General features: G+C 66.9%; 19 protein-coding genes. 7 read left to right on the plus strand and 12 right to left on the minus strand.

Translation table 11 applies throughout. The features are described from left to right. Positions 1 to 31 precede the first annotated feature (31 nt). From ASE79_RS21880 to ASE79_RS08855, 7 genes are all read right to left on the minus strand, one after another. Positions 32 to 160: a hypothetical protein gene (locus tag ASE79_RS21880; protein WP_268796157.1), complete on the minus strand. Its 129-nt coding sequence runs from the start codon at positions 158 to 160 to the stop codon at positions 32 to 34. Positions 161 to 314: 154 nt separating this feature from the next. Further along, complete coding sequence (locus tag ASE79_RS08830; protein WP_056414854.1) at positions 315 to 569, minus strand: hypothetical protein; 255 nt, start codon at positions 567 to 569, stop codon at positions 315 to 317. A gap of 160 nt (positions 570 to 729) precedes the next feature. Then, positions 730 to 1,977 carry an N-succinylarginine dihydrolase gene (locus ASE79_RS08835; RefSeq protein ID WP_056414855.1) on the minus strand — a complete coding sequence of 416 codons (1,248 nt, stop codon included), beginning with the start codon at positions 1,975 to 1,977 and terminating at the stop codon, positions 730 to 732. A 2-nt stretch (positions 1,978 to 1,979) separates the two neighbouring features. Beyond that, positions 1,980 to 3,002: an arginine N-succinyltransferase gene (locus ASE79_RS08840; RefSeq protein ID WP_056414858.1), complete on the minus strand. Its 1,023-nt coding sequence runs from the start codon at positions 3,000 to 3,002 to the stop codon at positions 1,980 to 1,982. Then, positions 2,999 to 4,204: a hydrolase gene (locus ASE79_RS08845; protein WP_056414861.1), complete on the minus strand. Its 1,206-nt coding sequence runs from the start codon at positions 4,202 to 4,204 to the stop codon at positions 2,999 to 3,001. The genes ASE79_RS08840 and ASE79_RS08845 overlap by 4 nt, the downstream gene beginning before the upstream one ends. Positions 4,205 to 4,244: 40 nt before the next feature. Then, the gene (locus ASE79_RS08850) at positions 4,245 to 5,159 is read right to left on the minus strand and encodes a DUF481 domain-containing protein (RefSeq protein ID WP_056414864.1); all 915 of its coding nucleotides are present in this window, start codon (positions 5,157 to 5,159) and stop codon (positions 4,245 to 4,247) included. A gap of 39 nt (positions 5,160 to 5,198) precedes the next feature. Beyond that, complete coding sequence (locus ASE79_RS08855; protein WP_056414867.1) at positions 5,199 to 5,693, minus strand: RNA pyrophosphohydrolase; 495 nt, start codon at positions 5,691 to 5,693, stop codon at positions 5,199 to 5,201. A 58-nt stretch (positions 5,694 to 5,751) separates the two neighbouring features. On the opposite strand from ASE79_RS08855, the gene ASE79_RS08860 reads away from it, so the two are divergent. The 3 genes from ASE79_RS08860 to ASE79_RS08870 all read left to right on the plus strand — a co-directional run bounded on the left by ASE79_RS08860 (position 5,752) and on the right by ASE79_RS08870 (position 9,491). Next, positions 5,752 to 6,693 (plus strand): histone deacetylase, encoded by a 942-nt coding sequence (locus ASE79_RS08860; RefSeq protein ID WP_056414870.1) that lies wholly within the window; start codon positions 5,752 to 5,754, stop codon positions 6,691 to 6,693. Next, entirely contained in the window at positions 6,690 to 8,051 is a 1,362-nt protein-coding gene (locus tag ASE79_RS08865; RefSeq protein WP_056414873.1) for a cryptochrome/photolyase family protein, read from the plus strand. The genes ASE79_RS08860 and ASE79_RS08865 overlap by 4 nt, the downstream gene beginning before the upstream one ends. 195 nt (positions 8,052 to 8,246) lie before the next feature. Continuing rightward, positions 8,247 to 9,491, plus strand: a complete 1,245-nt coding sequence (locus ASE79_RS08870) for an SAM-dependent methyltransferase (protein ID WP_056414876.1) — start codon at positions 8,247 to 8,249, stop codon at positions 9,489 to 9,491. Between the two features lie 123 nt (positions 9,492 to 9,614). Here ASE79_RS08870 and ASE79_RS08875 read toward each other — a convergent pair whose 3' ends face one another. Beyond that, positions 9,615 to 10,325 carry an SDR family NAD(P)-dependent oxidoreductase gene (locus ASE79_RS08875; RefSeq protein ID WP_056414877.1) on the minus strand — a complete coding sequence of 237 codons (711 nt, stop codon included), beginning with the start codon at positions 10,323 to 10,325 and terminating at the stop codon, positions 9,615 to 9,617. Between the two features lie 16 nt (positions 10,326 to 10,341). After that, positions 10,342 to 11,799 (minus strand): amidophosphoribosyltransferase, encoded by a 1,458-nt coding sequence (gene purF / locus ASE79_RS08880; RefSeq protein ID WP_055876120.1) that lies wholly within the window; start codon positions 11,797 to 11,799, stop codon positions 10,342 to 10,344. Positions 11,800 to 11,932: 133 nt separating this feature from the next. On the opposite strand from purF, the gene hisI reads away from it, so the two are divergent. From hisI to ASE79_RS08900, 4 genes are read left to right on the plus strand one after another with little or no spacing between them, the layout of a single operon-like run. Continuing rightward, entirely contained in the window at positions 11,933 to 12,295 is a 363-nt protein-coding gene (gene hisI / locus ASE79_RS08885; protein ID WP_056414880.1) for a phosphoribosyl-AMP cyclohydrolase, read from the plus strand. Beyond that, positions 12,292 to 12,777 carry a hypothetical protein gene (locus ASE79_RS08890; protein ID WP_056414883.1) on the plus strand — a complete coding sequence of 162 codons (486 nt, stop codon included), beginning with the start codon at positions 12,292 to 12,294 and terminating at the stop codon, positions 12,775 to 12,777. Before hisI ends, ASE79_RS08890 begins: the two co-directional genes overlap by 4 nt. A gap of 32 nt (positions 12,778 to 12,809) precedes the next feature. Further along, positions 12,810 to 13,262, plus strand: a complete 453-nt coding sequence (locus tag ASE79_RS08895; protein WP_056414887.1) for a MerR family transcriptional regulator — start codon at positions 12,810 to 12,812, stop codon at positions 13,260 to 13,262. A 3-nt stretch (positions 13,263 to 13,265) separates the two neighbouring features. Further along, positions 13,266 to 15,068 (plus strand): acyl-CoA dehydrogenase C-terminal domain-containing protein, encoded by a 1,803-nt coding sequence (locus ASE79_RS08900; RefSeq protein WP_056414890.1) that lies wholly within the window; start codon positions 13,266 to 13,268, stop codon positions 15,066 to 15,068. A 77-nt stretch (positions 15,069 to 15,145) separates the two neighbouring features. On the opposite strand, the gene ASE79_RS08905 is transcribed toward ASE79_RS08900, so the two are convergent. Genes ASE79_RS08905 through ASE79_RS08915 form a run of 3 tightly spaced genes read right to left on the minus strand, consistent with a single transcriptional unit; the run spans position 15,146 to position 18,728 of the window. Further along, the gene (locus ASE79_RS08905) at positions 15,146 to 16,462 is read right to left on the minus strand and encodes a cell wall hydrolase (protein WP_056414892.1); all 1,317 of its coding nucleotides are present in this window, start codon (positions 16,460 to 16,462) and stop codon (positions 15,146 to 15,148) included. Continuing rightward, positions 16,459 to 17,379, minus strand: a complete 921-nt coding sequence (gene cysK / locus ASE79_RS08910; protein ID WP_056414896.1) for a cysteine synthase A — start codon at positions 17,377 to 17,379, stop codon at positions 16,459 to 16,461. Before cysK ends, ASE79_RS08905 begins: the two co-directional genes overlap by 4 nt. Then, positions 17,376 to 18,728 (minus strand): MFS transporter, encoded by a 1,353-nt coding sequence (locus ASE79_RS08915; protein ID WP_056414898.1) that lies wholly within the window; start codon positions 18,726 to 18,728, stop codon positions 17,376 to 17,378. Before ASE79_RS08915 ends, cysK begins: the two co-directional genes overlap by 4 nt. Positions 18,729 to 18,743: the final 15 nt, after the last annotated feature.

Here is an 18,743-nt window from a genome sequence, read left to right on the forward strand (position 1 = left end):
GCAACGCGAACCTGTCAGCCGCAATCGCCGATCAGGCGGCGATTGTCACGGCGCGGTTCGAGGCACCATCATTAGCTGAACCGGCCGACTGCGCGGCCAAAGCAGCGGGCGCGATCTGCGTCTTGCGATATTCCAAGTAGAGAGCGATCAGAGAAAACATTTCAGCCTCGGGTTAGATGCTGCTGCGGTGCAGCATCGGACCAGGGCCTGGCTGACCGGCACACGCCGCGCAACTGCGTTTTGCCCAACCGCGATTGTGCAAAACGAAGGTGCTCGCGTGTTCGCGCGAGTGTGGTCGAACCGGGTAAGAGCCGTCAGGGCGTCTTTGTCATGAACTGATCCCGCCGCAGGTCGCGGATCTCCTGTGATGTTATCGGCCGATCGCGGCCCGCACATTTAATCAACGCCGCTTCCGCCTCTTCGTCGTCGAGCTTGCCGAATGCCTCGATCATCTGTTCGAGCGAACCGGCAGCGAGCTTTTCATCAACCGGCGCCACGTCGTCGTCGGTTCCGCCGGTCCGCAGCAGCTCTGCGGGCATATTCCACATGGTTTTCAGCACGATCTTCAACTCCGGCCCCCCGGTATGGGGCCGCCGTGCAGGACGCGATCGTCGCCGTCTAGGCGACTGTGCGCCACAATGCGTTGGCCTCACGCAGAGACGCGGCCAACTGCATTTCCTCGCGGGTGACTGCTATGCGACAGGCATAGCTACAGAAGGCCCGCGATCGTCATGTCGTAATGAGTTCGGCAAGATCGACCTCTGTGAGGAGCGTGGCGCGGGCGGTTTCGATCCGGGCGATCAGGGCGGGATCGCCGATCGACGCGGGGTCGATCGTTTGCGGCCAGCATGCCTCGACGATCGACGCGATCCGGTCGAGCCGGGCGTGGTCGACGAGAAAGCGGGGATCGACCGTCACGGGATCCGCGACGACGCGCAGGCGGAGGCAGGCGGGGCCGCCACCATTGCTCATCGATTCGCGGACATCGACGACGTGCAGGTGCCGGATCGGCCCGTTGCCCGCGACATGGTCCTGCAGCCAAGACCAGACCGCAACGTTGGCGCGCGCTTCCTCGGGAAGCACCAGCGCCATCCCGTCGTCGAGCGACACGAGTTGCGCGTTGAACAGATAGGAGGCGATCGCGTCGGCCACGCTGACGCGGGCGGCCGGGACCTCGACGATCTCGACCTCGGGCATCAGGCGGCGGAGATCCGCGTAGACGCGGTCCTTGTCGGCAAAGGCGAGTTCGTGCGCGAACAGGACGCGTTCGTTGGCGACCGCGACGACGTCGTTATGGAACGCCCCCGCGGCGATGGCGGCGGCCGACTGCTGGACGAACAGAGTCCGTGCGGGGTCAAGCCCATGCGCGCGCGCGATCGCCTCGCTGGCGTCGCGGTGCTGGCGGGCCGGAAACGGGCCGCCGGGCAGACCGTAGACGAAGATCTCGATGCCGGGCGAATGATGGTTCGCGCACAGGCGCATATGGTTTGCCGCGCCCTCGTCGCCGAACGGTGCGGGGATGGGCGGATGGACGGCAAAGGCGGGGTGCGCGAACGCGGTTTGCAGCTGCGCTAGAGTGCCGTGCGGTTCGTGGCTGCGATGCGGCATCGTCACGAGGTTGGCGACTGTCAGGTGGCAGCGGCCATCGCGCGTGTCGGGGGCAGGGGACACGGTCGCCGCGTTCGCCGCCCACATCGCCGATGCCGAGAGCGCGCGCGCCTTCAGATGCGGATCGGCTCCGTCGTAGGTAGTCGACAGCGTTTCAAGCCAGCGATGATCGGGCCGCGCGAGTGGGTAGAAGATGCCTTGGGTCAGGCCCAAGTCGAGGTTCGCGCGCATCTTGGCTATGCCCTGGAGGGCGGCGGCGCGCGGGCGCGCGACCTGCCCGGCGTGCTGGGTCGCTGCAAGATTGCCGGGGCTGAGACCGGCGAAGTTATGGCTTGGACCGATCAGTCCGTCGAAGTTGATCTCGACCATCGTTATACCCGTGCCACGTGCGTCACATGGTCTTCGCTGGCAACGCCGAGCGCCTGGGCGGCGTCCCGCGACAATGCGACACCGTCGTCCAGCGCGCGGATCCGGCCAAACGTCGCGCGGAACGCGGCTAGCGTCCCGGTCGCGACAAGCGCGTCCTTGCCACCGTCGCCGTCTGCGTCGATCTCAACGATACGGTCGTTGCGTGCCTCGGCGATCGAGCGGACCTGGTCGGTCCGCGCGGTCATCGTCGGGCCGCCGTCGAAGATGTCGACGTAATTCTCGAACGCAAAGCCCTCGTTTTCGAGCATCCGCATCGCTGCCCGCCCCGAGGGATGCGGGAGGCCGATCGCGGCGCGCGCGGTTTCGGTCAGCATCGCGGTATAGATCGGATGCTTGGGCATCAGATCGGCGATGAACTGGTGGCCGTTGATCGCGTTGAACTGATCCGCGTCCTGGAAATTCATCCCGAAGAAGCGTCCGGCGAGACCGTCCCAGAAGGGCGATCCTCCCGCTTCGTCGATCACGCCGCGCAGTTCGGCGAGGATGCGGTCGGCGAAGCGCGCGCGGTGCATCTTGATGAACAGATAGCGGCTGCGTGCGAGCAGCAGGCCTAGGCCGCCGGCGCGCTCACCGGGGTGGAGGAACAGCCCGCCGACCTCGCTCGCGCCCTCCAAGTCCGTTGCGAGCGAGAGCATGTCCGCGCGGAAGGTGCGGTTCAGTTCGCGGCTGTGCTGGGTCAGCTGGCCGATCCGGTAGCTGTAGAACGGATAGCTCTGGCCGACCTGCGTAAAGATCTGGCAGGTGCCACGGACCTCCTGCGTCTCGACGTTTTCGAGGATCAGCACGAACAGCTCGTCCTGGACCGGGCCGTCGGTGCGCGCGAAGGCGGCGTGGCTGCGCTCGAGCTTGGCGGTCAGCGCACGGCGATCGGGCGGCAGGTTGGTGAAGCCACCGCCGGTGAGCTTGGCCATTTCGTAGAGGTGCTGGAGATCGGCGTCGACCGCGGCCCGGATCCTGAAGCTCACAAGCGGCCCTCCGCGATACGCAATATGGTGACGGCCGACAGCGCGGCGCGCTCTGGCAGGCTGTCGGGGATCATGAATTCGTCGGTCGAATGGATCGCGCCGCCACGGACCCCCATCGTGTCGACGACGGGCACGCCGGCCGCGGCGATGTTGTTGCCGTCGCAGACGCCGCCGGTCGCCTTCCAGGCGATGTCGAGGCCGAGATCGCCGCCGGACGCCTTCACCAGAGCGAACAGGCGCGCTGCGCCCGCGTCGATCGGCTTGGGCGGGCGGTTGAAGCGGCCATGGACCTCGATCCGGACGTCATGCGCCGCGGCGACCGCGGCGACGACGGAATCGATATGCGATTGCGCGCGCGCGATCTCGTCGAGATTGGCGGGGCGAAAATTGATGCGGAGGATGGCAAGATCTGGAACGACGTTGTTGGGACCGCCCCCTTCGATCCGCGCGGGGTTCACGGCGAGCGTCGGGCCGCGGACCTTCGACAGCTGGACCGCGATATCGGCAGCGGCGACGATCGCGTTGCGGCCGTCGTCGGGATTGCGGCCGGCATGCGCGCTTCGGCCGTGGACGATGATCGAAAAATTGCCGGTCCCGCCGCGCGCGCCGGCGAGCGTGCCATCCGCGAGCGCGGGTTCGTAGGTGAGCGCCGCAACCTTGCCCTGCGCCGCACGGGCGAGCAGCGGTGCGGAGGAGAAGGAGCCGGTTTCCTCGTCTGAATTGATCACGACGTCATAGCCGATCCGCGCCGCGAGCGGGCCTGCCTCGACCGCACGCAGCGCTGCGAGCATCACCGACAGGCCGCCCTTCATGTCGGCGACGCCGGGGCCGTTGAGGCTGCCGTCGTCTTGCCAGCGGAGTGACTGGAACATGTGGTCGACCGGATACACCGTATCCATGTGCCCGGTGAACAGCATCCGTACCGGCGCGTCCGGGCGAACGACGAGATGGAGATGCTTGCCGTGCTCGATCGGGGATACGACGCCGTCGGATCCGACGCTGTCCACCGGCTCGGGATCGACCAGCGTGATCTTGCCCGGCAGGCTTGCGAACGCATCGCCGAGTAGCCCGGCCATCGTCGCGAGCCCGGCCAGGTTGCGCGTGCCGCTGTTGACCGCGGCCCAGGCCTCGACCTCGGCCAGCATCGGTGCCGCGTGCGCCTTGTCGACGGCATCGCGTTCGATCGTGGATAGTCCCCTCATCGCGCAACCCTAGCGAGGATGCGCGCGCTAGGGAACCGGGTCAGAAGCTGTAGACGAGCGACGCGCGGCTGGTGGTGTCGGTCGAGACCGACCCGACCGGCGGTTCGCTTTCATACTGGACGCTGTACGACAACGCGGCGGAGAGCGGCCCGATCAGCTTGGCGTTGAGCGAGGTCGTTCCGCTGAGGGTGCTGTTGTAGCGCTGGACATAGGCGGACGCGACCTGGCTGACCGACAGCCCGCTGAGGATGCGAACGCTGAAGTTCGCGGTCCCGCGCGCGGCGAGGCTGCTCTGCACGGTGTCGTCGGTGAATTCGGTGTGGCGATAGGCCGGCCCGAGCTCGAGATCGAGCTTGGTGCCGGCGGTCTTCAGCACGCTGTAGCCCGCCCCGATGGAGGTCGAGTAGCGGTTGTAATAGCCGAGGAACCGGTCGCTTTCATATTGCGCGACGCCGTAGACATAGGCGCGGTCGTCGATCTTGTAATTGGGTTCGTACGAGGCGAGGTAATGCTCGCGCGTCGTGACGTTGAGGTTCGACTGGTAGTCCGCCTGCGCATGGAATTTCTGGCGCCAGCGAAGACCTTCGCGGTTGAGATCGAGCACCGCGGTGCCGCCGGCGGTGTCGGAATTGCCGGTCGTCATATAGCCGCCGATCTCCGCCTTGCCGCTCCACAGGTCGAGAAAGCTGGCCTGGCGGATGACCTGCGTACGCTGTTCGGCGCGGTCGGCCTTCCACTTCTCCGCGATCGCGAGCACCGCGTCGCCGCTCAGAGGATCGGCGGCGCGTGCGTATTTCGCGATCGTGTTGACGTCAGCCTCGTTCCCCGCCTCCAACGCGGCGTCGAGCATCGCCCGGATCGTCTCGGGGATCATTACCGATTGCGGATCAGGCGCATTCGCCAGCAACAGCGGGGCCGCGACCAGCAGGGGGAGGAGAAGCGATAGGCGGCGCACGAGGGTTCCGTAACGGCAGCGTTGCGGCTTGGGAACTGCTCAACGGTGCGGGGTTGCGCCGAGATGTGGCGCGAAGGCGGTGAGTACCTGTTCGTAGAGCGCCTTCTTGAACGGCACGATCAGCCGGGGAAGGTCGGCCGGGTCGCTCCAGCGCCACGCGCGGAACTCCTCGTGCTCGGTGGCGATGTCGATATCGGCGTCGGTGCCGAGGAACCGGTACAGGAACCAGCGCTGCGTCTGCCCGCGCCATTTGCCCTTCCAGACCTTGCCGAGCAGTTCGGGGGGGAGATCATAGACGAACGCGCCGGGAGCCTCCGCGATCAGCTCGACCTTGTCGGGCATCACGCCGGTTTCCTCGCCGAGTTCGCGGAGCGCGGCGGCTTCGGCGTCCTCGCCCGGATCGATCCCGCCCTGCGGCATCTGCCACGCCTCAAGCGGCGAATCGTTGCGCTGGCCGACAAAGACCTTGCCCTCGGCGTTGACCAGCATGATGCCGGCGCAGGGACGATAGGGAAGGGTCTTTGGGTCGGACACGAAACTCTCCGGAACACAGGTGCTTGGGCTGCGGGCAGCGGTCTCCTACCTACGGAGCATGATCCATGTCGTCCACCATCCCGACTATGTCACCCCGGCCCCTGCGCGGTCGACCTATCGCTGGAACAAGAACGGGCTGATCCGGGACCTGCTGCTCGATCGCGGCGAGGCCGTGACGTGGCACCGCGCCGAACAGACGCCGACCGCGTGGCTGGAGGCGGTGCATGACGAGGATTATGTCGCCGAGGTGCTCGAGGCGCGCGTGCCCAAGGAGAAGGAGCGGCGGATCGGGTTTCCGGTGACGGCGGCGGTCGCATCGCGCGCGGCGATCGTGCCGCAGGGCACGTGGCTAGCGGCTTGCCTCGCGCTGGAGCACGGGTTTGCGGCGAATACCGCGGGCGGGAGCCATCACGCGCTGGCGAATACGGGGGCGGGGTTCTGCGTGTTCAATGATCTCGCAGTCGCGGCGGCGCGCTTGATCGACGAGCGCCGCGTGGCGCGCGTGCTGATCGTCGATTGCGACGTGCATCAGGGCGACGGGACCGCGGCGCTGCTGGCGGGGCGGCCCGAGATCGCGACCTATTCGATCCATGCGGAGAAGAATTTCCCGGTCCGCAAGGCGCGCTCGACGGTGGATGTCCCGTTGGCGGATGGGATCGACGATGCCGCGTATCTGGCGACGCTCGAGGTGACGTTGGTGCCGTTGCTCGACGAGTTTCAGCCGGAGTTGATCCTCTATCAGGCGGGAGTCGATCCGTTTGCCGGCGATCGGCTGGGGCGGCTGTCGCTGACGCTGGACGGGTTGATGCGCCGGGAGCGGCTCGTCGCCGGGCTGGCGATCGCGCGCGGCGTGCCGATCGCGAGCACGGTCGGCGGCGGCTATGGCGAGGATGCGCTCGCGATCGCCGAGCGCCACGTCGCGGCCATTGTGACGCTCGGTGAAACTTTCGCAGCGGCGGGTGACGCTGGATCGCGGATTGCTGCGTTGGGCGCAGGATGACGACACCTTCCCTCCTCTGGCTGCGCCAGGACCTCCGCCTTCACGACCAACCCGCGTTAATTGCCGCCGCCCATGCGGGGCCGGTGATCCCGGTCTATGTGCTCGACGACGATGCACCGGGGGACTGGGCGATCGGTGGGGCACAGCGCTGGTGGCTGCATCACACGCTGGCGTCGCTTGGCGAGTCGCTGGAGAAGAAGCACTCGAAGCTAATCGTGCGACGCGGCGACGCGGTTGAGGTGCTGACGGCGCTGATGGAGGAAACCGGCGCGGACCAGATCCATGCGATCCGGCATTATGAGCCCTGGTGGCGCAAGGCCGAGGCCGCGCTCGGCGATCGGTTGTGCTTGCACGATGGCAACCACCTTGCGCGGGTCGAGGATGTGAAGACGGGCTCGGGGGGGCAGTTCAAGGTGTATTCGTCGTTCTGGAAGGCGCTCAACCAGATGATGCCGCCCGGTGACCCCGAACCCGTGCCGCGGACGATCCCGGCGCCAGCGCACTGGCCGAAGAGCGAAACGCTTGCCGATTGGGACCTGTTGCCGACCAAGCCCGATTGGTCCGCCGGGTTCGACGACTGGACGCCGGGCGAGGCGCAGGCGCTCAAGAATGCGAAGGCGATGGCGCCGATCGTCGAAGCCTATGACATAGATCGCAACATGCCGTCGATCGAGGGGACCTCGCGCCTGTCGCCGCATCTGCATTTTGGCGAGGTGTCCGCGCGTACGGTGTGGCATACGGTCGACGGGCATGGCGATGCGACGACCTTCCGCAAGGAACTGGCGTGGCGAGACTTCACCGATGGCGTCGTGCTGACGATGCCCGATTACGGCAAGGCCAATGGGCGGCCGAAATTCGATGCCTTGCCGTGGCGGACGGGGAAGGGGGCTGAGGCCGATCTCAAGGCGTGGCAGACGGGCAAGACGGGCTATCCGATCGTTGACGCCGGGATGCGTCAACTTTGGGCGACCGGGTGGATGCATAATCGCGTTCGGATGATCACGGCGAGCTTCCTCGTGAAGCATCTGCTGATCGACTGGCGCGAGGGCGAGCGCTGGTTCTGGGATTGCCTGGTCGATGCGGATTACGGGAATAATGCGGTGAACTGGCAATGGGTCGCCGGGACCGGGGTGGATTCGAACATGTTCGGGCGGATCATGGCGCCATTGTCGCAGTCGGAGAAATTCGATGCGGGGGACTATATCCGGCAATGGGTGCCCGAACTGGCGAAAGTCTCGGGCGAGGCGATCCATGATCCGGATGAGTCCGGCTGTCGACCGCGCGACTATCCGGCGAAGATCGTCGGGCACCGCGAAGGACGCGAACGCGCGCTGGAGGCCGGGCGGCACGCGCGGTGATCGACTGCTAAACGCCCGTCCGTCATCCTGACGAAAGTCAGGACCCAGAGCCAAGGACGTCAGCCCCTGTTACCCTGGGTCCTGACTTTCGTCAGGATGACGATAGGGGGGGGCGGTCGTCGCTCCACCGTCATGATCGGCTGTTCGACGCGTGCCTCTTTCCTCGCTCGCGCCCGTGTTGCATGGAGCGCCGCGATGACTGCCGTTCCCGCTTTCGACGATCGTCCTGCCGCGCAGGTGTCCCCGGTGGCGCGCCTCGTCGCGCCGGTCTTCCACCGGTTGCTCGACCGGATCGACGCGGGGCTGGCGAGTGGCGGGATCGACGCGCGACTGCCCGATGGCACGCGGCGGCTGATCGGCGGCCGCGCGCCCGGGCCGCTGCCGGTGGTCATCGTGCACCGGTGGCGCGCGCTGGTGCGACTGGCGACGGCGGGGTCGGTCGGCTGGTACGAGGGCTGGGCCGCCGGCGACTGGTCGAGCCCCGATCCGGTGCCGCTGTTCGACCTGTTCATGCGCAACCGCCATACGCTCGGCAGCGCGGCGCGGTCGGGCGGCGTGGTGCGGCTGGSGGCGCGCGCCTGGCACCGGATGCGGCGCAACGATCCGACCGGCTCGCGCCGGAACATCGCGGCGCATTACGACCTCGGCAACGACTTTTACGAGACGTGGCTCGATCCCAGCCTGACCTATTCGAGCGCGATCTTCGCCGAACCGATCGACGACGCCGAGCCGCATGAGGCGGCGCAGGCGACCAAGCTGCGCGCGATCCTCAACCGGACCGGCGCACGGGCCGGCGATACGATCCTGGAGATCGGCTGCGGCTGGGGATCGTTCGCGGAAATGGCGGCACGCGCGGGCGTTGGCGTGCATGCGTTGACGCTGTCGACCGAGCAAAAGCGGCAGGTCGACGACCGGATCGCGGCGGCGGGGCTCGATGGCGTTCGCGTGGCGCTGACCGACTATCGCCACGTCACCGGGACGTATGACGCGGTCGCGAGCATCGAGATGGTCGAGGCGGTTGGCGAGGAATATTGGCCGGTCTATCTCGACGCGATCGCGCGTGCGTTGAAGCCGGGGGGGCGCGCCGCGCTGCAATATATCTCGATCGACGATGCGATCTTCGACTCCTATTCGCGCAGTGTCGACTTTATCCAGCGCTATGTGTTTCCGGGCGGGATGCTGCTGTCCGAGCCGCGGTTTCGCGCGCTGGCGGAGGCGCGGGGGTTGGTATGGGAGGACTGGCGCGGGTTCGGGCTGCATTATGCCGAGACGCTGCGGCGGTGGCGGGTGGCGTTCGACGCCGCGGTTGCCGAGGGACGGTTGCCGGCGCGGTTCGATGCGCGGTTCGTGGCGTTGTGGCGCTACTATCTGATGTATTGCGAGGGCGGGTTCCTCGGTGGCGGGATCGATGTGGCGCAGGTTACGCTGGTGAAGCAGTAAAGCTTGCCACGCGCACGCCGTCATCCCCGCGAAGGCGGGGATCCGGATTGGCGAACCTTGGTGATTGAACGGAGACGCTAGCCAGTATGGGTTCCCGCCTCCGCGGGAATGACAGAGGGGGGCTTAGGCGACCCGCTCGAAGTGGCCGGGCTCGAAGCCTTCGATTGCCAGCGCGACGATCCGGTCTGCAACGACGGTCGGTTCCTTGACCGAGTTGGGATCCTCGCCCGGATAGGCGCGGGCGCGCATCTTGGTGCGCGTGGCGCCCGGGTCGACGATCGCAGTGCGGATCGCGCTGATCTCGGCCATCTCGTCGCCATAGGCGCCAAGCAGGGTCTCGAACGCCGCCTTCGATGCGCCGTAGAGGCCCCAATAGGCGCGGGGCTTGCGGCCGACGCTCGACGTGACGCCAATCACGCGGGCGGACTTGGCCTTTTTCAGCATCGAATCGAACGCTGCGATCAGTGCAGCCTGCGCGCTGACGTTGAGCGTCAGGACCTGCGCCATTTCCTTGGGATCGATCGCCGGGACCGACGACAGCGAGCCAAGCATGCCCGCATTGAGCACGAGGATGTCGAGCGCATCCCATCTGTCGCCGATTGCGGTCGCGAGGCGGGCGATCGCTTCGCTTTCCGCCAGATCGAGCGGGGCGATCGTCGCCGAGCCGCCGGCCGCGTGGATCGTCGCCTCGACCTCTTCGAGACCGCCGGGCGTGCGCGCGGTCAGGACGACGTGCGCGCCCTTGGCCGCGAGTGCGATCGCGGTGGCGGCACCGATGCCGCGGCTGGCACCGGTGACCAGCGCCAGCCGGCCTTCGAGAGGCTTGTCCGTCATTATCACTCCGGCAGTATCAGATGACGCGTTCGGCGAGCATCGCGAACTGGTCGACTTCGGCGCCCTCGTCATGGTCGGTCAGCGTGGTCGGGTAATCGCCGGTGAAGCACGCATCGCAATATTTCGGGCGGACATCCGCGCGCTTCGCCTCGCCCAGCGCCTTGTAGAGGCCGTCGATCGAGATGAAGTTGAGGCTGTCGGCGTGGATGAAGCCGGTCATGCCGCCAAGATCGAGCTTGGCCGCGAGCAGCTTCTCGCGCTCGGGCGTGTCGACGCCGTAGAAGCACGAGTGCCGTGTCGGTGGGCTGGCGATCCGCATATGGACTTCGGCGGCACCCGCCTCGCGCATCATCTCGACGATCTTGAGCGAGGTCGTGCCGCGGACGATCGAGTCGTCGACGAGGATGACGCGCTTGCCCTTGATCAGCGCGCGGTTGGCGTTGTGCTTGAGCTTAACGCCGAGATGGCGGACCTTGTCACCCGGCGAAATGAAGGTGCGGCCGACATAATGCGAGCGGATGATGCCGAGCTCGAATGGGATGCCCGATTGCTGCGCATAGCCGATCGCCGCAGGCGTGCCCGAATCGGGGACGGGGATGACTAGATCCGCCTCGACCGGCGATTCGATCGCGAGCTGCGCCCCGATCGCCTTGCGCACCGAATAGATCGAATGATCGCCTACGATCGAGTCTGGGCGTGAGAAATACACCCATTCGAAGATGCACGGCCGTGCCGCCATCGGCGCGAACGGGCGGATCGAACGGATCTCCGCACCCTGGACGATGACCAGCTCGCCCGGCTCGATCGCACGGACGAAGGTGGCACCCACGACGTCGAGCGCGACCGTCTCGGACGCGAAGATCACCGCGTCGCCGAGCTTGCCCATGACGAGGGGTCGGATGCCGAGCGGATCGCGGCAGGCGATCATGCCTTCCGGCGTCATCACGATCAGCGAATAGGCGCCCTCGATCTGCTTGAGCGCATCGATGAAGCGATCGAGCAGCGTGCGATAGTTCGACGTCGCGACGAGATGGATGATCGTCTCGGTATCGCTGGTCGACTGGAAGATCGAGCCGCGCCGGACGAGCTCGCGCCGCAGCCGCATCGCGTTGGAAATGTTGCCGTTATGCGCGATCGCGAAACCGCCGGTCGACAGCTCGGCATAGAGTGGCTGGACGTTGCGCAGCGCGGTCTCGCCGGTCGTCGAATAGCGGACATGGCCGCAGGCGACAGTGCCGGGGAGCGCGCGGATCACGTCGTCGCGGTCGAAATTACCTGCGACATGCCCCATCGCGCGGTGCGTGTGGAAATTGGCCCCGTCGAAGGTGGTGATGCCGGCAGCTTCCTGCCCGCGGTGTTGCAAAGCGTGCAGGCCGAGCGCGACGAGCGCGGCCGCGCCCTCGGTGGCCGAGACGCCAAACACCCCGCACTCTTCGCGAAGTTTGTCGTCGTCATAAGGGTTTGTCGTCAGCATGCCGGATCTCACGTCGTGCGGAGGCTGCCCTATACGAGCGCTTCCCGCGTTTGTCGCCTGTTTGTAATAAGCGTGCGCGGATCGTTTCGCGCGGAACGGTCGCATCGGCGCCGGTTTCGGGTATATTCGCGCCATGACACACAGCCGCGACACGGGCCTCACGCTCGATCCCAAATTCGATTCCGCCGGGCTTTTGACCGCGGTCGTCACCGATCGCGTATCGGGCGACGTGCTCATGGTCGCGCATATGAATGCCGAGGCACTGGCGGAGACGCAGGCGACCGGCGAGGCGCATTTCTGGTCGCGGAGCCGGGAAACGCTGTGGAAGAAGGGCGAGACGTCCGGAAACGTGTTGCGCGTCGCCGAGCTGCGGATCGATTGTGACCAGGACGCGGTGTGGGTGATCGCGGATGCGGCGGGTCCGGCCTGCCATACCGGCGAGCGGACGTGCTTCTTCCGGCGGATCGAGGGCGACAGGCTGGTGCCCGCCGAATGAGGCGTGCGCTGCTGCTCGCCCTCATCCTGGGCGGCTGTGGGACGGAGCCGTCGAACGCGGTCGCGGACAGTCCGGGTGCGCGGCTCGAGGCGGCGGCACAGACGGCGGGAATCGTGTCCGATCCCAACGCGCCGCTACAGGGATCCTGGGCGCGTGATACCGACCGCGTCTGTGTCGTCGGTACCGGCAAGATGAGCCGGGTGGGCGTCAGCGTCGACTACGGCGAGGACCAGACCTGCGCGGCGTCGGGGACCGTCTCGCGGTCGGGCGATGTGCTCAAGCTCGCCTTTGGCGCGTGCACGTTCGACGCGCGGTTCGACGGCGATCGGATCGTGTTTCCCGCCGACGTGCCCGCGGCGTGCGAGTCGCTGTGCACCGGACGTGCCTCGCTGGCGGCGGTGACCGTCGACCGCCTGAGCGAATCGCGATCGGAGGCTGCGACGCTACGGTCATCGGGCGGAAAGTTGCTTTGCGGCAATTGACGTTGACGTAAACGAGAGTTACGTGTTCGGGGATGGCGACACGAGCATCTCTTCACTCCCGGGTCTCTCCTGAATCCTACGCGGTGATCGAGCCGCGGCACGATCGTGAGAGCTTCACGATATCCGACCTGTCGGCCGAGTTCGACGTGACCGCGCGCGCGCTGCGGTTCTACGAGGACGAGGGGCTGATCGGTCCCGAGCGGCGCGGTACGCAGCGCATCTATTCGCATCGTGACCGCGCGCGGCTCGCCTGGATCCTGCGCGGCAAGCGGGTCGGGTTCAGCCTCGGCGAGATCCGCGAGATGATCGATCTCTACGATCTCGGCGACGGCCGGCGTGCGCAGCGCCAGGTCGTGATCGAGCGCAGCCAGGCCCGGATCGCGCTGCTGACCGCGCAGAAGCGCGACATCGATCTCGCCATCGACGAACTCACCAGTTTCGTGGCCCTTCTCGAAGTGAGCCGCGCCCAGGACAACCAAGGATAAACCATGCCCCAATATACGCCTCCCGTCCGTGACACGCGTTTCGTCCTCGAGCATGTCGTCGGCCTGCCACGCTATGCCAATCTGCCCGGCTTCGATGCGGCCTCGCCCGACGTCGTCGACGCAGTGCTGGAGGAGGGCGGCAAGTTCGTCGCCGAAGTGCTGTTCCCGCTGAACCTGTCGGGCGACCAGCAGGGGTGCACGCGGCACGAGGACGGTTCGGTCACGACGCCCGACGGCTTCAAGGAGGCGTATAAGCAGTATGTCGAGAGCGGCTGGGCGACGCTGGGCAATCAGCCCGAATATGGCGGGCAGGGGATGCCGCACGTCGTGTCGACGGCATTCCAGGAGTATATGATCTCGTCGAACATGGCGTTCGCGATGTATCCCGGCCTGACGCACGGTGCGATCGCCGCGCTGATCGCCAAGGGATCGGACGCGCAGAAGGCGATGTACGTGCCCAAGATGGTGTCGGGCGAATGGGGCGGCACGATGAACCTGACCGAGCCGCAGTGCGGCACCGATCTCGGGCTGATCCGCACCAAGGCCGAGCCGCAGGCGGATGGCTCCTATGCGATCACCGGCACGAAGATCTTCATCTCGTCGGGCGAGCACGACCTGACCGAGAACATCATCCACCTCGTACTGGCAAAGACCCCCGGCGCGCCGGACAGCTCGAAGGGCATTTCGCTGTTCGTGGTGCCGAAGATGCTGGTGAACGAGGATGGCTCGCTCGGCGCGCGCAACGGCGTTACTTGCGGCTCGATCGAGCACAAGATGGGGATCCACGCGAACTCGACCTGCGTGATGAACTATGATTCGGCGACCGGCTGGCTGGTCGGCGAGGAGATGAAGGGTCTCGCCGCGATGTTCATCATGATGAACGCCGCGCGCCTCGGCGTCGGGCTCCAGGGTCTTGGGGTGGCCGAGGTCGCGTACCAGAACGCCGTGCAATACGCGCAGGATCGTCGCCAGGGCCGCGCGCTGACCGGCGCCAAGGAGCCGCAGGAGAAGGCGGACACGCTGTTCGTCCATCCCGACATCCGCCGCATGCTGATGGAGGGCAAGTCGCTGACCGAGGGCCTGCGCGCGCTGATCCTGTGGACCGCGCTCCAGGCCGATCTCGAGCATAGCGCCGAGACCGAGGAAGAGCGCCAGCTGGCCGGTGACATCATCAGCCTGCTGACCCCGGTCATCAAGGGCTATGGCACCGACATGGGCTATGCGATCGCGACGAACGCGCAGCAGGTCTATGGCGGCCATGGCTACATCGCCGAATGGGGCATGGAGCAGTATGTCCGCGATGCGCGGATCGCGATGATCTACGAGGGCACCAACGGCGTGCAGGCGATGGACCTGGTCGGCCGCAAGCTGGCGCAAAATGGCGGACGCGGGATCCAGGCATTCTTCAAGCTGGTCGCGGACGATGTCGCAGCGGCAAAGGCGGATCCGGCAACCGCCGCGTTCGCCGAAGCGCTGGAGAAGGCGAACGGCCAGCTTCAGGCGGCGACGATGTGGTTCATGGCGAACGGCATGAAGAACCCCGAGAATGTCGGCGCGGGCGCGGTCAGCTACATGCACCTGATGGGCATCGTCGCGGTCGGCGTGATGTGGCTGCGGATGGCGGTCGCTGCGACCACGTTGAAGGCAGCGGGCGAGGGCGAGGCCGCGTTCCTCGACGCCAAGCTGGTGACCGCGCGCTTCTATGCCGAGCGGATCCTGCCGGATGCGGGCGCGCTGCGTCGCAAGATCGAGGGTGGTGCCGAGTCGCTGATGGCGCTGCCGCCCGAAATGTTCATGGCAGCCTGAGGAGACGGGGCGGATTGCTGACGCGATCCGCCCCGACTGTTTTCGCCCCTTCCTCTCCGGTCGGGGGCAGAGATACTTTACTTCGCGACCGCCGCGGCGGGGACGGGCTGGGTCGTCGGTAAAGGCGCTGCTGTAGCCGACTTCCGCCGGACCCCGTTGAGGTCGGCCGTCGCGGCAGGTGCAGCCGGCGCGACAGCGACCGGTGACGGCACGGCGGTCATCGTCGCGCGCGTCGCCATGCACTGGGCCGTATCCGCGCGTTTGAACTGGCGGCAGTTCCAGAGCGGACGTTCATAGTCGCTCGCCCGGTCGCGCATGTAGCTGAAGCTCAGCGCCGCCATCTGCGCGAGATCGAGCGGGATCGCGGTCGCCGCCTTGGTCCCGTCGGTCCACGCCATGTAACGGCAGAACTGCTTGTCGCCGCACGCCTGCGCCGCCATCGCGGGCAAGCCGTCGGCGGTCTGGCCGCGCGGGAGCGTCACGAGGATCGTATCGCCCTCGATCGGCGCGGTTGGCGCTGCGGTGGACTCGGCGGCCGCAGCGAACCCCATTGCAGCCGATGCCTCGGCCAGCGCGGCGTCCACCTCGGCCAGCGCGGCGCCGGTCTTGTGCGCGTCGGAGATGCCGGCGAGCTGCGTGATGACCGGTTCGACGGTTTCGGGGTGACGGCCAAAGGCCGGGGGCGTGCCCCACCAGCCGGACCAGCGGAAGAACAGATGCGTGTTCACCGCGGTGATCTTGTCGAGGCTCGACTGCCAATAGGGCACGACCCAGTCGGTATGGTAGTGCGTGGCATAGCCGACCTGCTTGAACACCGCACCGCTAAGCGCGGCTGCGGCGACCTCACGCGCGCGGCGCCACGCATCGGCGGTCGGGTGCCAGCGGGTGATCGCGCCATCGCAGCTGAAGCTGAACTGGCACCCGGTCGAACGATCCTGCCCTTCGAACACCACGCCGCACACCGTCTTCGGGAATGCCGGGTGGTGCAGCCGGTTGAGCACGACCTGCGCGACCGCACGTTCGCCGAGCGTATCGTCGCCGGCCTCGTACAGGATACCGGCCGCCATGCAGTCGGTCGCGCGCGCCAGATCCTCCGGACCGCCGGCAAAGCGGAACGGTCGTGCGGCCGGGTTGGGATCGGTCGAGAACGGCACGGTCGCGTTGAAGGCGCGCGCGTCGTCGGGGGTAAGATCGACGAACTTGACGGGCTCGACCTCGGGTACTTCGGCTTGTGGCACGACCCGGCCTGGCGGGAGTTTCACCCGCTTGGGGGCCTGAACGATGACAGGCGCGTTGGCGACGACGAGCGCGGGCCCGACGATAGCCAGACCGGAAATGCCGATGAGGCTGGCGCGCAGCACCCAGGTGCTGCGCGCGGACAGAGCGGTCGTCACTGTTCGGGCAGGAAGTCCGGCACCGACAGATAACGCTCGCCGGTGTCGTAGTTGAAGCCGAGGACGCGGACGTCGTCGGGCAGGTCGGGCAGCTTCTGCAGGATCGCGGCCAGCGTCGCACCCGAGCTGATGCCCACCAGCATGCCCTCTTCGGTGGCCGAACGACGGGCCATGTCCTTGGCCACCGCGGCGTCGACTTCGATTACGCCGTCGAGCGCCTGGGTGTGCAGGTTCACCGGGATGAAGCCCGCGCCGATGCCTTGGATCGGGTGCGGGCCGGGCTGGCCGCCGGCGATGACCGGCGAGGCGGCGGGCTCGACCGCATAGACCTTGAGCGACGGCCATTCCGCCTTCAGCGCCTCGGCGACGCCGGTGATGTGGCCACCGGTGCCGACACCGGTGATGATCACGTCGATCGGCGTGTCACGGAAGTCAGCAAGAATTTCCTGTGCCGTCGTAGCGACATGCACGGCGATGTTCGCAGGGTTTTCGAACTGCTGCGGCATCCAGGAACCGGGCGTCTGCTCGACGAGTTCCTTGGCGCGCTCGATCGCGCCCTTCATGCCCTTCTCGCGCGGGGTCAGGTCGAACGTCGCGCCGTAGGCCAGCATCAGCCGGCGACGCTCGATCGACATGCTCTCGGGCATGACGAGGACGATCTTGTAGCCCTTCACCGCGGCGACGAGCGCGAGGCCGATGCCGGTGTTGCCGCTGGTCGGCTCGATGATCGTGCCGCCGGGCTTGAGGTGGCCGTCCTTCTCCGCGGCCTCGATCATGGCGAGCGCGATGCGGTCCTTGATCGAACCGCCGGGGTTCGAGCGCTCGGACTTCACCCAGACTTCGGAGTCGGGGAACAGCTTCGACAGGCGGACGTGCGGCGTGTTGCCGATCGTGTCGAGGATCGAGTTGACCTTCATGGCTTGGCTTCTCCGTGCTGAGGTTCGGTCTCTAGTATCTCTGGCGGGTCAAAGGTTTTCGCGCGCCCTAGTTCCGGGAACAGGCGCGCCCAGCCGATCGTGATCGCAATAGCACCGACGCCGCCGAACACCACCGCACCGACCGGCCCGAGCAGCGATGCCATGACGCCACTCTCGAATTCGCCGAGCTCGTTCGAGGCGGAGATGGTGAGCTGCGACACCGCGCTGACCCGGCCGCGCATCGCGTCGGGGGTGTGGAGCTGGATCAGCGACTGGCGGACATAGACCGAGATCATGTCCGCGCCACCGGCGACGATCAGCGCGACGAGGCTGAGGACGAAGGCGGGCTGGACCGGGATGCCGGCGATCGTGCCGGGTGTCAGGCCGAGCAGATTGACGATCGGGGTCGCGACGCCGAAGGTGAGGATCGCGAGGCCGAAGACGACGACCGCGATCAGCATCTTCACGCCGACATTGGTGCTCATCGGGCGGACCGAGAACCACACGGCCGTGACGGCGGCACCGATGCCCATGCCCGCCGCCAGCACGCCGAGCCCTTGCGAGCCGACATGCAGGATGTCGCGCGAATAGACCGGTAGCAGTGAGGTCGCGCCGGCTAGCAACACCGCGAACAGGTCGAGCGTGATCGTCGCGAGCACGAGGCGGTTGCGACGGACATAGGTGAAGCCCTCGATGATGCGGGCGAGCGGGCGGTGATCGGTCTGCGCGGCGGGCTGCGGCACCGGGCCGATGAGGAACATGAAGACGAGCGCGACGAGGAAGAGGATCGTCGCGACCCCGTAGGCGACCTCGGGGTGGATCGCGTAGAGGAGCCCGCCGACGCTGGGGCCGGCGATCGTGCCGACCTGCCACGCGATCGAGCTTATCGCGATCGCGGTCGGCAGGACGGCGCGGGGGACGAGGTTTGGGGCGAGCGCGGAGTAGGCGGGCCCGGAGAAGGCGCGCGCGACGCCGAACGCGACCGCGGCCACGAACAGCACACCGAGCGTGAGGTGACCGGTCCAGGTCAACAACCACAGCGTCGCCGCGGTGAGTACCAGCAGCATGGTCGTACCCCGCACGATCCAGCGCCGGTCGAAGCTGTCCGCGACGAGCCCGGTGATCGGGGTCAGCAGGAACAACGGCACGAACTGCGCGAACCCGATCATGCCAAGCATGAAGGCCGCCTCGCGGATGTCCATCGTCTCGCGGGCGATGTTGTAGACCTGCCACCCGATCACGATCGACATCGCGCTGACCGCGATCGTGCCGGTGAAGCGGGAGAGCCAATAGGCGCGAAAATTGGCGATCCGTAAGGGATGCTGGTGCGGGTCTGTCGTGGGAGCCATCCCCTGCGGCTTTAG

The organism is Sphingomonas sp. Leaf28 (genome assembly GCF_001421685.1).
GTDB classification, from domain to species: Bacteria; Pseudomonadota; Alphaproteobacteria; order Sphingomonadales; family Sphingomonadaceae; genus Sphingomonas; species Sphingomonas aurantiaca.